General features: G+C 73.6%; 12 protein-coding genes. 2 read left to right on the plus strand and 10 right to left on the minus strand.

Annotated elements, in window-relative coordinates; genetic code table 11:
• A partial coding sequence (locus ACZ7DL_RS09565; RefSeq protein WP_470772842.1) for a chaplin occupies window positions 1-616 on the plus strand: 616 nt, incomplete at its 5' end.
• Window positions 617-730: 114 nt separating this feature from the next.
• On the opposite strand, the gene ACZ7DL_RS09570 is transcribed toward ACZ7DL_RS09565, so the two are convergent.
• A complete protein-coding gene (locus tag ACZ7DL_RS09570; RefSeq protein ID WP_470772844.1) occupies window positions 731-1,999 on the minus strand; it encodes an NAD(P)-binding domain-containing protein in 1,269 nt (422 codons plus the stop codon).
• Window positions 1,999-3,252: a carboxylate--amine ligase gene (locus tag ACZ7DL_RS09575; protein WP_470772845.1), complete on the minus strand. Its 1,254-nt coding sequence runs from the start codon at window positions 3,250-3,252 to the stop codon at window positions 1,999-2,001. The genes ACZ7DL_RS09570 and ACZ7DL_RS09575 overlap by 1 nt, the downstream gene beginning before the upstream one ends.
• A gap of 167 nt (window positions 3,253-3,419) precedes the next feature.
• On the opposite strand from ACZ7DL_RS09575, the gene ACZ7DL_RS09580 reads away from it, so the two are divergent.
• Window positions 3,420-4,721, plus strand: coding sequence for a glycoside hydrolase family 26 protein (locus ACZ7DL_RS09580; protein WP_470772847.1), 1,302 nt, complete (start codon window positions 3,420-3,422; stop codon window positions 4,719-4,721).
• A 29-nt stretch (window positions 4,722-4,750) separates the two neighbouring features.
• On the opposite strand, the gene ACZ7DL_RS09585 is transcribed toward ACZ7DL_RS09580, so the two are convergent.
• From ACZ7DL_RS09585 to ACZ7DL_RS09620, 8 genes are read right to left on the minus strand one after another with little or no spacing between them, the layout of a single operon-like run.
• Window positions 4,751-5,407 (minus strand): YveK family protein, encoded by a 657-nt coding sequence (locus tag ACZ7DL_RS09585; RefSeq protein WP_470772849.1) that lies wholly within the window; start codon window positions 5,405-5,407, stop codon window positions 4,751-4,753.
• The gene (locus ACZ7DL_RS09590; protein ID WP_470772851.1) at window positions 5,404-6,555 is read right to left on the minus strand and encodes a glycosyltransferase; all 1,152 of its coding nucleotides are present in this window, start codon (window positions 6,553-6,555) and stop codon (window positions 5,404-5,406) included. The genes ACZ7DL_RS09585 and ACZ7DL_RS09590 overlap by 4 nt, the downstream gene beginning before the upstream one ends.
• Complete coding sequence (locus ACZ7DL_RS09595) at window positions 6,555-7,319, minus strand: polysaccharide deacetylase family protein (RefSeq protein WP_470772854.1); 765 nt, start codon at window positions 7,317-7,319, stop codon at window positions 6,555-6,557. The genes ACZ7DL_RS09590 and ACZ7DL_RS09595 overlap by 1 nt, the downstream gene beginning before the upstream one ends.
• Window positions 7,303-8,988 (minus strand): lipid II flippase MurJ, encoded by a 1,686-nt coding sequence (locus ACZ7DL_RS09600; protein ID WP_470772855.1) that lies wholly within the window; start codon window positions 8,986-8,988, stop codon window positions 7,303-7,305. Before ACZ7DL_RS09600 ends, ACZ7DL_RS09595 begins: the two co-directional genes overlap by 17 nt.
• Window positions 8,985-10,328, minus strand: coding sequence for an O-antigen ligase family protein (locus ACZ7DL_RS09605; RefSeq protein WP_470772857.1), 1,344 nt, complete (start codon window positions 10,326-10,328; stop codon window positions 8,985-8,987). Before ACZ7DL_RS09605 ends, ACZ7DL_RS09600 begins: the two co-directional genes overlap by 4 nt.
• 3 nt (window positions 10,329-10,331) lie before the next feature.
• Complete coding sequence (locus tag ACZ7DL_RS09610) at window positions 10,332-11,759, minus strand: exopolysaccharide biosynthesis polyprenyl glycosylphosphotransferase (protein ID WP_470772859.1); 1,428 nt, start codon at window positions 11,757-11,759, stop codon at window positions 10,332-10,334.
• Entirely contained in the window at window positions 11,756-12,994 is a 1,239-nt protein-coding gene (locus tag ACZ7DL_RS09615; protein ID WP_470772860.1) for a glycosyltransferase, read from the minus strand. The genes ACZ7DL_RS09610 and ACZ7DL_RS09615 overlap by 4 nt, the downstream gene beginning before the upstream one ends.
• 48 nt (window positions 12,995-13,042) lie before the next feature.
• Complete coding sequence (locus ACZ7DL_RS09620; protein WP_470772862.1) at window positions 13,043-14,155, minus strand: DUF3344 domain-containing protein; 1,113 nt, start codon at window positions 14,153-14,155, stop codon at window positions 13,043-13,045.
• Window positions 14,156-14,252 lie beyond the last annotated feature (97 nt).

Consider the following 14,252-nt stretch of genomic DNA (forward strand, 5'->3'; position numbering starts at 1 on the left):
GGTGGGAAGCACCCAGGATTCGCCCGGTGTGCTGGCCGGGAACAACGTGCAGGTGCCGGTCGAGGTGCCGGTGAACGTGTGCGGCAACTCCGTCGGCGGGGTCGCCCTGTTCAACTCCGCGACCGGCAATGCCTGCACCAACGCCGCGTCCCCCACGCCAGGTGCGAGTGTGCCGCCTTCGGCCGGCGGCAGCAGCACGGGCTCGCAGGCGGTGGGAAGCACCCAGGATTCGCCCGGTGTGCTGGCCGGGAACAACGTGCAGGTGCCGGTCGAGGTGCCGGTGAACGTGTGCGGCAACTCCGTCGACGTGGTCGCCCTGCTCAACTTCCCGACCGACAACGGCTGCACCAACGCCGCGTCCCCCACGCCAAGTGCGAGTGTGCCGCCTTCGCCCAGCACTCCCACCCCACCGCGCGTCACTGAGACGCCGCGTCCGACACCTTCTCCCACGCGGAGCCGGACGCTCCCTCCGGCCGGCGAGGAGCAGCCCGGCGGACCTGCCCAACTGGCCGAGACCGGCAGCAAGACCCTGCTGGCGACCTCCGCCGTCAGCGCCGCACTGCTCACCGGCGGGGCGATGCTGTACCGCCGTGGTCGCACCGCGTCCCAGCGGTAGCCGTTCCGGGGTGCCGGACGCGACCCGCCCGGTACCCGTGCCCCCTCGGGCCGCTGGGCCGCTGACGACCGGATGTCCGTCAGCGGCCCAGCGGTGCCTGTGCAGGGTGCCCCGTCAGCGGCGCACCGGTGACGGTGACCAGCCTCGGCTGCTGCCTCCCGGTACGGGGATCGTCCCGCCCCTCGGGGTCTTCCCGAGCCGGCGGCGTACCCCTCGGACGAGCGCCGCCGCCGTGAAGGTCGCGCCCTGGACGAAGCGCATGGCCGGCCCGAAGCCGGAGGCGGTCACCAGGCCCGCGAGGAACAGGCCGGGCTGGGAGGACTCGAAGTCACGCCTGACCGCGGGAGACCCGTCGGGCAGGGTCGTCAGCGTCCCGCGAAGATCACCGGAGAGCAGTCCCAGCCGGTCGCAGCGCGCCCGGAAGCCCGTGGCGGCGATGACGTGTTCGGTCTCCAGGGTCCGCAGGACGCCCTTGCGGCTCATCGTGTCCAGCCGCACACCGCCCGGCACCGCGGCGGCCGAGATGACCTCGTGGCCCGGCAGCAACTCCACCGTGCCCTCCACCCGGTCCCGGACCCACCATGCCCCCGCCGGCCCCAGTGCCGTGGCCGCGACGCGTTGCCGGGTCTGCTCCGGCAGGTGCCGGAAAAGGCCGGGGCGCTCGCTGTAGAACCAGTTCCGCCAGCCGGGGCCGAGGCCGCTGTGCGGGGAACGGATGTTCTGCCACAGGGGGCGCTCCAGGGGCGGCGGCACATCGTTCCACCGCAGCCCGTCCGCCCGCGCCAGTACTCGTACCCGGGTGCCCTGCTCGGCGAGCAGCGCCGCGGTCTCCAGGGCCGCCTGGCCGCCGCCGATCACTGTGACGTCGCTGTCGCGGAAGCGGTCGAGGTCGCTGTGGTGGCTGCTGTGCGTCACCAGCGCGGGGTGCAGTCCGCGCAGTGCCGCCGGTACCTCGACGAACGGCATCACACCGACCGCCAGCGCCACCGTCCGCGCGTGCAGCACCTCCCCGTCCTCGGTGACCGCCGTGAAACCGTGGGGCCCGGGTGCCACCCGGGTCACCATGCGCTCGTCCAGCTCCGGCACGGCATGGCGCGCGAACCACAGGCCGTACGCCGCGAACGCCTCCACCGGGATCGGCTCCGCATGGCGTGCCGTCAGGCCGTGCTCCGCGCAGTACACGTCGAGACGCCAGCGCCCGCCCGGATCGGAGAGGTTGGACGCCCACGGCTCCGACTTCAGGAACATGCCGCGGGGCATGTGGTCCCGCCAGGACGCCATGGGCCGGCCGAACACGCGCAGGTTCAGCCCGGCGGCCGCCGCGTGGGAGGCGATTGACAGGCCGTACGGGCCTGCACCCACCACCACAAGGTCATACTGCATCAACTGCTCGCTTTCTCGTCGCTGGTCAGGGCGGGTGTGGCTGCCCGGGGGATCAGGGGTGGTGCCGGTGCCGCAGGCGTCGCGCCCAGCCGCTCCCGCAGCCGGCGGGACACATGGCGGCACCACAGGCCCCACATCGCCCATCCGGGAACGCGGTCGTCCCGGGCGTACCAGGCCAGTTCGCGCCCACCCGGCGCCGGACGCAGCGCGGCGAACGGCGCGTAGTTCTCCACCACGAACGCCCGGCCGGTCATCGGGTCCCCGGCCGGCAGGGGACGGCCCGTCAGGTCCAGGTGCAGGGCGCGGACGACGTCGAGCCCCGCGCTGTCCGCAAAGAGCCGGAACTGGGCGCCGGGGCGCGGGTTGAAGTCGAGGAGGTGGTAGCGGCCCGTCGTGCCGCAGCGGCGGAAGTCGAGGTCGAAGACGCCGCGGTAGCCCAGCTCGCCGGTGAGATGCTCCGCCAGCGCCCGCAGCTGCGGGTTGGGCGTCCAGCAGCCGACCGCCGTCACCCCCGCGCCGCGCGGCCAGGCCCGCTGCTTGCGGCCCGGCCCGCCCGCGCGCACGGTGCCCGTGTGGTCGGCGTAGCCGTGGAAGAACCAGTCCCGGTCCGGTCCCGGCGGCAGATACGCCTGCAGCAGCAGCCTGCTGCCCGCCTCCTCGGTGCGCAGGTACAGCTCCCGGGCGTGCTGCGCGGAGTGCACCAGCACCGTGCTGCGCAGCCCCCGGCCGGCGGGCAGCAGCCAGGGCCGACTCCACTTCGCCACCATCGGCAGCCCGAGCCGCCGCGCGGCGTCGGCGATCCCCGCCGGGCTGTCCGGGACCAGCGTCACCGGGTACGGGACGTCCGCGGACGCGCAGACGGCGGTCAGTTCCGCCTTGTCGGCGACGCGTTCGGCCAGCGTGCAGGGCATCGCCGGCAGGAGGTAGGAGGGCGCCAGTTCGTCCCGCGTCCGTGCCGCGGCGATCGCGGTCGCGTCATCCAGCGGGATCAGGACGGCGGGACGCGCGATCCGGTCGGCGACACGGCGCAGCACGGTGAGGATGTCGTCCGGGGACGCTCCCGGGAGCGGCGGGGGATGCATCCGGCGCACGTAACGCGACCTGCGGACGGGACTGCCCGTCGCATCGGCGACGACATGCACCTCCACTCCCGCCCTGCCGAGCGAACGCACGGCCCCCAGGGTTCCGTGGTGGAAGGGATTCCGGTCGATCCGCAGCAGTACGGCGGGGACCCGGGTGTCGAGTAGCGACACGGCTTCCTCTCTTCTTCCGGATCGGCTCACCCGCACGGGTGAGCGCAGGCCTCGAAAGCCGCAGTGGCGTTGGCGCTCGCGGCTTTCTCATGCCTGACTGAATATGACAACGCGTCAATATGGGGAACGAGAGCTGAATACGGACGAGAGTGAAGAAAGGTGCAGGCATGGCGCCGCAGCGCAAGCGGGCCCGGGTCCGCCGGCTGGCCGTGGGGGCGGCGGCGGTCGTCCTGTCCGCGGGCCTGGCCGCCGGTACCGCGGCGGAGGTGGAGGTGCTGGGCCCCGCTCCTCCTCCCGTTCCGGTGCTGCCCCCGGCGAGACCCGTGGCGGTCGTTCCGGCCGTTCCCGCACCCCCGGTCACTCCACCGGCGCTCACCCCTCCGGCTGTCCTGGTGCTGCCGAAACCACCCGCGGTGACCCCTCCGGTACCCGCCGAGCGCTGGCCGGCCTTCGGAGCCTTCCTCGGCTCCGACGCCGACGGCGTGGCCCGCATCCCGCTGCTCAGCCGCTGGCTGGGCGGTTCCGAGCTCCGCGTCGGCCACACCTATCTGCCCGGCAACCACTGGAGCGACATCGAGGGTGACCTCGGCTTCCTCCCCGCGTGGGCGCACTGGCGCAACGAGAAGGCCGACCGGATGCTCGTCCTGAACGTCCCCCTGCAGGAGCGCAACGAGGAGAGCGTCTCCGACGCCGACGTCCAGCAGCTCGTGCGGCGAGGCGCGGCGGGAGAGTTCGACCATCACTTCCGCGCCCTGGCCGAGCGACTGGTCCGGCTGCAGGTGCCGGACACGGTTCTCGTGCTCGGCTGGGAGATGAACGGCGTCACCTACACCCATCGCTGCGGGCCCGACCCCGGGGCCTGGAAGACGTACTGGAAAAGGATCGTCACCACCATGCGTTCGGTGCCCGGGCAGAGGTTCCGGTTCGATTTCGCACCGAGCCGCGGCCGGGACGCCGTTCCCTGGACGCAGTGTTACCCCGGGGACGACTCGGTGGACATCATCGGCATGGATTCCTACGACCAGCCGGCCGGGATGTCGTTCGACCAGCAGGTGAATGAGCCCTACGGACTTCAGGCACACGTGGAATTCGCCAAGGCCCACGGCAAACCCGTCTCCTACCCGGAATGGGGGCTCTCCCGCAACGGCGACAATGCCGCGTACATGGGGCGGATGCTCGCGTGGATGGACGAGCACAAGCCGCTCTACAACACGCTGACCGACTACTGCCCGCACGGCGTGTGGCAGTGCAGGAGCAATCCGGGCTCGTCCCTCGTCTACCGGTCCTTCCTCTTCGGCCGCACCGACGAGGCGCGCGCCACCCCCGTCCCGACGCCCACCGCGCCCACCGCACCGCCGACCCCGGCGGGCTGCGCGCGGCTGGGCCTGGTCACATGGGTAGGCGCATGGGTAGAGCACTGGCTCGGCGGGAGGCCCTGCCTCAGCTTCGACTGGTGGCCCGGCGACTAGCGTGACGAGGCGGGCCGGGTACACCGTGGTCACCGTTGGCCGTGCACATCGGCGGCGGCGGCCGGGCCGGGCACCGAGGCGGCGGGGGCGGGGTCGTCGTCCCGGCGGGTCCGTCTCGGCCGCGCGAGCAGCGCCAGGCCGCACAGCAGCCCGCCCGCGCCCGCGCCCACCAGAGTGGTCACCTTCGACGACGCGGAGGACGGCTCGGTCGGCTTGGCCGCCTTCGAGAACTGCACGAGCTGGACATGGGTGCTCCCCTTGGCGGCGTTCGCCTGCCGGGTCAGCGCCTGGGAGACGGCGTTGGCCATGGCCGAGGCGACACCCGGGCGCGAGGAGGTGGCCGACACGGCGACCATCGGAGCGTCCGGTGAGGTCACCGCCTGCACGCTCCGCTGCAACGTGCGCACCGGCACGCCCGCCCGCGCCCGCGCGTCCGCCAGCACCGTGAGCTGCGTGGCGACCCGGCCGTACGCCTGCGCGAAACCGAGGGCCGAGTTCACCTCGGTCTTCCCCGTCGGTACCACGACGACGTAGCTGGTGGCCGTGTACGTCGGAGGGGTCAGCATGCCGTACCCGCCGCCGAGCAGGCCGCCGACAAGGGTGCCGGCCGCGAGTACGGACCAGGCCGGCAGCCTTCTGACAGGGGCCAGGGACAGGCGCCACGTACGAGTCGGTGTGTCGGTCATGACGGGCTTGCTCCCGAAGGTGAGAGGGACGAGGAGCCGGAGACCGCTGCTGCATACACGTCCAGGAGACGGTCTGCGCTGCGGGTGATGCTGTAGCGGCGCGCGGTCTCGGGGGCCGTGCGCGGCCGGGGGCCTGCCGCCCGCACGGCGGCGATGGCGCGGGCGTACGCCTCGGGGCCGCCGGACACCCGCCGGGTGCCGGTGGCGGCCGGTGGCGGCAGATCCTCGATCGCCGGGCAGGAGGTGTAGAGCACCGGCAGGCCGGAGGCCAGCGCCTCCACGGCCGCCAGACCGAAGGACTCCTCCGCGGACGGGGACGCGAGCAGGTCCATCGCACAGGTGAGCGAGGGCAGGTCGGGGCCGGGGGAGCCGTCCGGGACGTAGGGGCGCTCGCCGGTGAACAGGACGCGCCCGGCCACGCCGGCCTCGTGCGCCATACGGCGCAGGACGTGCTCCTCGGGGCCGCCACCCACCAGCAGCAGCCAGTTGTCGTCCGGGAGCCGGGCCAGCGCGTGGACGAGGACGTCGAACCGCTTCCCCCGGGTGAGCCGGCCGACACCGCCGACGACCCACGCGGCCTCCGGCAGGCCGAGGCGTCGGCGGGTGCGCTCGCGCCGCTCCTGGTCGAAGCGGAAGCAGTCCAGGTCGATGCCGTTCGGGACGACCTGGATGCGGGGTGCGGGCACCCCCCAGCGCTTCAGGCGGTCGGCCACTCTGGGGGAGACGGCGACCGTCACCGAGCCGAGTCGCTCGCTGGCGAGGTACAGCGCGCGCACCCCCGCCGTCAGCCTGCGGCCCTCCATCTGCGAGTCGCCCAGGGAGTGTTCGGTGGCGACGACCGCACGCACCCCGGCGATGCGTGCGGCGAGCCGGCCATAGACGCAGGCCCGGTACAGGTGCGTGTGGACCAGGTCGTAGCCGCCTGCCTGGATCATCCGGACCAGGCGCGGGAGCGCGGTCAGGTCGCGGTTGCCGCCCATGCCGAGATGCACGACACCGACGCCGTCGGTGGTGAGGCCCTCGGCGACCGCACCGGGGTGGGTGAGCGTCACGACGTCGCAGTCGACGGGCAGGTGGCGCAGCAGCAGGCGCAGCTGCTGCTCGGCCCCGCCGATGCCGAGGCCGGTGATGATGTGCAGGGCCTTCATCACAGGCCCCTTACCGTGCGCCGGCGCAGCCGGTGCAGCCGGTGCTTGAGGTAGAGGCGCCAGGCCGTGTCGTTCTGGCCGACGTGCACACGTGGCAGGGCGTACGGGCCGGTCAGCGGGCCGGGATCGATGGCGCAGGCGTAGGCGTATCCCGCTTCCCGTACGGCTTCGACGGCGCGGGCGTCGACCGTGCCGTACGGGTAGCAGAAGCCGTCGATCCGGACGCCGGCCAACTCCTCGAGCAGCGCGCGGCTCTCGGTGACCTCGTTCTTGACGGTGAGGTCGTCCGCCCGGGTGAGGTCGACGTGCGTCAGCCCGTGCGAGCCGATCTCCACGCCCTCGGCGGCAGCGTGCCGGATGCCGTCCGCGGTCAGCAGCGGCTTGCGCGGGCCGAGCGGGTCCCAGGCGTTGTCGCCGCCGAGCCGCCCGGGCAGGACGAAGAGGGTGGCTCCGCAGTTCCAGCGGCGCAGCAGCGGCAGGGCGTCGGTGACGAAGTCGGCGTACCCGTCGTCGAAGGTGAGCCCGGCCAGCCCCTGCCCCTCGCCCCGGGCGCGGGCGGCGAGCAGCTCGGCCACGGACACACCGCGCAGCCCCCGCCGGCGCAGCCAGGCCAGCTGCCGGTCGAGCCGCTCAGGCGTGACCGTGATGCGGTACGGGTCGTCCGAGCAGTCCCCCACCGAGTGGTACATGGCCACCCATGGGACCGGACCCGGGCGGGGGGCCGGGAGCCTGCCGGTGTCGACGGGATCAACGGAAGTGGCCATGGGAGAGCCTTCGGGTGACGGTGCGTACGGAGCGCAGTGCGGATGCGAAGGCCTGGGCGCCCGGGGCCCAGGCGAGGGGGACGAAGACGGCGGCCACGGTCAGGCAGCCGGTCATGAGGCCCACCACCGGGGACTGCAGCCGGCCGGCGACGAACGCCCCGGCGACGGTGGCGACGACCGCCGCGTGGACTGGCCTGCTCAGCTCGGCCAGTACCGGGCGGATGCGGATCGAGAGGCTGTGGGGGCCGTTCCGGGGCGTCCGCAGGCCGACGAGCAGCAGGGCGGCCGTGACGGTGATGCCGAGGGCGTTGGCCGCGGCGATGCCCGACACACCCCAGGTGCCCACGGTCACGGCGCCGATCCCGGACGTCACGGCGATGCCCGCGGCCATCGCGCCGAGGGGGTACCAGCTGGGCCGGCCCGTGGAGAAGTACGACCGGGTCAGGGCGCCGACCAGGGTCTGGCCCAGCAGCCCGAGGGCGTACACGCGCATGACGTCGGCCGTGGCCGCGGTGTCGCTCGCGGTGAAAGCGCCCCGCTGGAAGAGAAGTTCGACCATCTGAGGGGCACAGGCGACCACCGCGGACATGCCCAGCAGCACCCCACGGGAGGCCACCGCCAGATCCCGCTGCACGCGGCTGCGGGCCCGTTCGGTGTCGCCGTCCGCGAGCGCCCGCGCCACCACCGGGAAGGTGACGGTGCACACCATGAGCGACAGCGTCATCGGGATCTGGGCGACCTTCTGCGCGTAGTTCAGGTGCGAGATGGCCCCGGCGGGCAGGTGCGAGGCGAGGAAGCGCTCGACGAGGACCTGTGACTGGCGGCACAGGGCGAACAGGAGCACGGAGGCGACCAGGGCGAGTTGCACCGGCCGGCCCTCGACGTCGGCGCCGGTCCCGCGCGGCGACCGCGTGGGTGATGTCAGCTGCCGCCAGAGGGAGGGAAGTTGTACTGCCACCATCAGACAGCCGCCCGCCGCGACCCCGGCCGCTGCGGAACGCACGCCCCAGCGTGCGCCGAGCAGGAACATCACAGCGATGATGCCCGCGTTGTAGGCGACGTAGATCGCCGCGGGCGCGAGGAAGCGGCGGTGTGCCCGCAGGGCGGCGCTGCAGTACCCGGCGAGCCCGAAGGCCAGCACGCAGATCGCCGTGAGCCGGGTGCAGTCGGCGGCGAGCCGCGGCTCGGGCAGGCCGGGCGCCAGGGCCCGGACCAGGTAGGGAGCCGTGCCCGCGACCACCGCCGCCACCGCGGCGAAGGCAAGGCCCAGGCGGGGCAGGGTGGCGGCGACCAGGGCGCGGACCGGGTCGCCCGGGGCGCCCCGGGCACGGCGGGCCAGCGCCATGCTGAACGCCGGGATCAGGATCAGCGCCAGCCCGTCCTCGATGAGCAGCGTGGCGGCGAACTCGGGCACGGTCCACGCGACCAGGAAGGCGTCCGTGTCGCTCCCGGCACCGAACAGCCGCGCCAGGGCCTGGTCGCGCACCAGGCCGAGCACGGAACCGGCGATGGACAGGGACGCCGTGACGAGCGTGGCCCTGGCGAGGAACTTCCGGGAGGCCGAGGTGGCCTGGGTGCCGTCCCCGGTCAGGGGGGCGGCACGCGCCGAGGGTACGGTTGCCGCACCGCCGGTTCCCGATCCGGGGGTGTGCGAAGGTCTCACCGTCATCGCGCCACCGCCTCCTCGGCGCGCTCGCGCATCCCGCCCTTCGGCAGAACGTCCCCCCGCTCCTCGCCGGCCAGCGCCCACCACGCCACCAGCCCCAGGCCCATGGCGGTCAGCACGGTCGAGGGGCCGCCGATGTCCCCGTACACGAAGTCGGTCAGCAGCCAGACCAGCAGCCCGCAGGCGACGAGCGCGCAGTCGGGTCCAGGGCCGCGGTCCCGGTCGTGCAGCAACCTCCGCAGTCCGCACACCAGCAGCGCCAGCCAGCTCCCGGCCAGCCCCAGCAGCCCGACCAGGCCCTGCTCGCTCAGCACCAGCAGGTACATGTTGTGCGGCGACAGCAGCGGCTGCCTGCGGTACGCCGCTCCCGCGCCCGCGATCTCGGCGCCCGACGACAGCGCCAGGGTGGCGTGCCCGTCCCGGTACTGCGGAAAGCCCTTCAGGCCGACACCGGTCAGCGGATGCTGACGCCATATGCCGGTGGCGGACGCCCACAAGGTGTACCGGTCGACGACGGACTGGTCGGGGGCGTGGGTGACCTGCGCGATGCTGTTGACCCGCTGCTGCAACAGCGCCGTGCCGACCCCGAAGCCGCCCATCAGGATCACGCCCGCGGTGGCCGCGACCGCGGCCACCTTCAGGGCGCGCCGCAGCCCGGCCGTCACCAACTGCACGGTGCACGTCAGCGCCGTCGCGATCCACGCGCCCCGGCTGAAGGAGACCGCGAGCGGAGCCAGCAGTGCCAGAGCGCACCCGGCGGCGATGGCCCGCTGCCGTGCGGACGTCCGGCCCAGAGCGATCCCGACCGCGCACACCAGGCCGAGGGAGACCGCTGTCGCCATGCCCATCACGTCCTGCGGCCCGAACGTGCCGACCGCCCGGATGTCCTCGCCCTGGTAGGAGGCGCCGGTCCGGGTGAGGTACTGGTGCACGCCGACGGCGCCCTGGCACAGCGCCAGCCCCACGAACGACCAGGCCAGTACCCGGAAGTGGGTCCGGTCGCGGACCAGCAGCAGCACGGCCGCCGGGACGAGCACGAAGATCTGCAGATAGCGGCCGAGGCCGGCGAGCCCGGCCTGCGGCGAGGACGTCCCCATGGCGGCGAGGGCGAGTCCCACGACGGGCAGGCCCAGCACCATGGCCGCCGTGCGCGACAGCGGGCGCCGCCGTTCGCGCAGGAGACGGATCACGCAGTACACCACCATCAGCCCGGACACCACGTCGGCGGGCCCCGCGCCGCCCGGCGTCAGCGGCAGGGCCAGCAGGGCGAGCACGGCCACCGCGGGCAGGACCGGTGCCGACGCGGCGGCGCGGCGCGGGAACGGGGTCAGGGGGTGGCTCACGTCTCAGCTCCCCGTCGGACGTACCAGCGAGACCGCGGTGCGCAGCAGAATGCAGACGTCCTGCCACAGCGACCAGTTGTCGATGTAGGCGTTGTCGAACCGGCTGCGGTCCTCGATCGAGGTGTCGCCGCGCAACCCGTGGATCTGGGCGAGGCCGGTGATGCCGGTCCGCATGCGGTGGCGCGCCGCGTAACCCGGGTAGGTCTGACTGAACTGCGCGACGAAGTAAGGGCGTTCGGGGCGGGGGCCGACCAGGCTCATGTCGCCCCGGAGCACGTTCCACAGCTGGAGCAGCTCGTCGAGCGAGGTGCGCCGCAGCATGCGGCAGAACCAGCGCATCTCGTTCTCGTTCGCCACGCTCCACCGGGTCGCCGACTCATGCTCGTCCACCGGACGATGCGTACGGAACTTCAGCAGGGTGAACGGCCTCCCGTTCTTGCCGATGCGCTCCTGCCGGAACACCACGCCCGGCCCGTCGCTGATCCGCAGCGCCACCGCGCACGTCAGCAGCAGAGGACTGACCAGCAGCAGCAACGTCCCCGACACGAGGACGTCGAGCATCCGCTTGCCCACGCTGTCGCGGCGTGCCGGGGACATGTCCAGACGTCGGCAGGAGAACCCGGCGAGCCGCTCCCTCGCCGTGTACGCCGGGGAGTCGGCGTCGACCTCCCACACCACGCAACCCGACTCGGCCAGTTCCCCCAGCAGCCCTCCCTGTTCGGTGCGTACGGAGGGGTGAACGGCCAGCACCGCCCGCACCCCGTTCTGGATGACCGCCCGTTTGACCTCCTCGCCGGTCGTCAGCACCGGCAGGCTCTCGGTGCCGTCCGCCTTCTCGGCGACGATGCCCACCGGCCGTACGCCGCACCGAGGGTGCCGCAGCACGGCGGCGGCCACACGCTGTGCGGTCGCCACCGGGCCGACCAGGAGCGTGGTGTGCGGGTGGCGCAGCAGTGCGGCGCGCCGCCGCCCGTGCACGGCGCCGCGCAGCGTACAGCCCGCCGCCGCCTGCAGGGCGAGACCCGTCAGCATGGTGCCGGCGGACAGGGCCCGCTCCGGCCGGTACGCCGCCACCAGCGCCGCGAACGCCAGCCACACCACCGCGACGCGGCCCCACAGGGCGGGCAGCTCCTCCAGCAGCGCCGGCACCGGCGGCCGGCCGCCGCGGGGGCGCAGCAGCAACGAGGTGACGATCAGCAGGGCCACGAGCAGCGGGTGTCGCTGATCTTCGGTGAGTGCCAGGCTGCCCAGCAGGGCGGCGACGCCGTCCGCGACGAGCAGCGGCACCGGGGAGTCCGGCCGCGCCGGAGGCCGCGGGGCGGGGAACCGGGAAGCGGTGGCCGTGCCGCGCTGCGGCAGGACCGAGACCGGCGAGGACGGATGGTCCAGCGGCTGTACGCCGGGGGAGGGGGCGGTACGTTCGGCGGTCACGATGGGTTCGGCTCCCTGTGCTCGGTGGACGCGACGCGCTGTGTGGTCTGGTTCGTCTCGGCGCACTCGACCGCTCGGGACCGGCGCGCCCTCCCGGTAGCGGGCCATGTGCCGAGCAGGTCGCGGTAGCAGCGCGCGACGGCCTCGGCGGTGTGCCGCACGTCGTGGGCCGACAGCACGTGCCGACGGGCTTGCGTGCCGAGCGCCTCGCGCAGCGGCGGGTCGAGCAGCAACTGGGTGACGGCTCCGGCCAGCACCACCGGGTCGTCCGGGGGGACCAGGCACCGGGCGGCGAAGGAGGACGGCAGGCTCTCGCGGGCTCCGTCGACGTCCGTGACCACCACGGGCCGACCGCAGGCCATCGCCTCCAGCGGGGCCAGCGCCATGCCCTCCCAGCGGGATGGCAGGACCACGAGATCGGCGGCCTGGTACCAGGGGAAGGTGTCGGCCACGGCTCCCGTGAACAGCACGGATGCCGGCGCGCTTGCGCGAAGCCGGTCGTGGTCCGGCCCGTCGCCCACGAGGACGAGGCGGGCGTCGGGCACCTCGCGCACGACGGCGTCCCACGCTTGCAGGAGTACGTCCTGCCCTTTCTGCCGGCACAGCCGCCCCACGCACACTGCCAGCGGCGCCGCCGCGGGGAGACCGGCGAGCTGCGCGAGCCCGGCCCGTACGGCGCCGGCGGCGGCCGGGTGGAAGCGTCCGGGATCGATGCCGTTGGGGACGACGACCCACCGGCCGGCGATCCCGGCGCGTACGCCGGTGGCGCGTTCCGCCTCGCTTACGCACAACACCCGTGCGGCCCAACGCGCCCCCCATCGCTCCCATCGGAGCGCGAGGCTCCCGGTGGCCCCGCCGACCGCCTCGAACGACCAGGCGTGCGGCTGGAAGACCGTCGGAATCCGCCCGCGGACCGCAAGCCGTCCGGCGAGCCCGGCCTTCGAGCTGTGCGCGTGCACCAGGTCGGGGCGTACCTCGTCGATCAGCAGCGCGAGATGCCGCACCTCCCGCACGAGTGACGGACCCGGCGACCGTGCCGCGTGCCACTGCCGTACGTGCGCGCCGAGCGCCCGCAGCTTCGCGGAGAACGCGCTGTCGGGGCAGGCGACGGTGACGTGCAGGCCGTCCGCCAGCTGTGCTCGGACCAGGTCCGTCACCACGCGCGCGACCCCGCCGTCCACCGGCTGGGTGAGATGCAGGACCCGCGGCCGGGGGCCGGGGGACGACGGCGGCATGTGCACGGTTCCTCACTCACGATGGCCTCGGGATGGGCGGCGCTGCGTTCACCGCCGGGCGTCCACGGCGGCGAAGAGGACACCGGCCCACGCCGCGTTCCGCTGGGACCTCAGCCGGAAGGTCAGCTGATCTCCGGCGTGCTTGAGGCCTCTGCCGAGATCGAACACGTCGGAGTCGTAGCCCAGGGTGTTGGCGTATGCCGGCACACGCGCCGGGGCCGTCCCCTTCGGCTCGCTGATGGTGGAGTTCAGGAAGTCGTCGCGGGGATTGGCCGGGTTGGTGAGGCCGATGGGGGCGGAACCGGGCCGGCCGGTCGCCAGGGTGAGCGAGTCGCCGGTGACAGCGCGGTCGCCGTTGTACGCCACCACCCCCGCGCGGCCTCCCGCGCCCGCCGCGAAGTTCAGGTTGCGCAGCCGGATCTTCTGTCCCGGGCTGGACCTCAGCGATGCGAAACCGTCCCAGAGCGCGATGTCCCGCAGCGGCTCCGCCGGGTTCTCGTACGCCACCACCAGCGTCCAGCCGCCCCAGGCCCCGGCCCTCGACCTGCCGCTCGCCACGTTGACCTGGGCCACCGTGTACAGGCCCGGCGCGCTGTCCCGTACCAGCCGCGTCACGTTCGCCGAGGCCTGGAAGGCGTCCATGCCGTCTGCCTTGCGGTGCCCGATCACCGTGTCCGCGAGGACTTCCTTGTACCTCCCGCCGGGCTCGGCGATCAGCACCCGCCCGTTGTCCTTGGACGGCTTCTGCTCGCCCACGCGCAGATTGCCGCCCCAGTACAGGCGCGCGTACGTCACTCGGGAGCCGGGTGGCAGGCGAACCTCCGCGCGGGAGGAGTTGTAGGTGTTCGGGTCGTGGTCCACGTCGATGTAGAACATGTCGAAGTCGCCGTTCACCCCGCGTCCGCCCGCCCGCGCGCCCGCGCACCTCCTGGTTGTGCGGCAGGTGATGGAGGCGTTGGCCGCGCGAATGACGCCGCCGTGCTGGTGCGCGCGGTACCGCTGGGTGAACGCGAGGCTGCGCGCCTGCGGCGCCGCCGGCGCCGTCGGCGCCACCGGCGTGGCCGGCGCGGCAGCCGTGGAGCCGTCGGGCGCCCAGAAGGCGGCAACGGAGAGAACGCCCACTGTCGCGCTGCGAAGCAGCGGACTCAGGGAATGGCGCATGACCGTCGTTGCCCCTTCGGAACAGGTGGCGGTGGCGGCAACAGCACGGATGCGATGTGGCCACCGGAAAGAGATATGTCGGAAGACTCGCGACTTT

The sequence above is a fragment of the Streptomyces sp. NPDC036984 genome, from assembly GCF_055607665.1.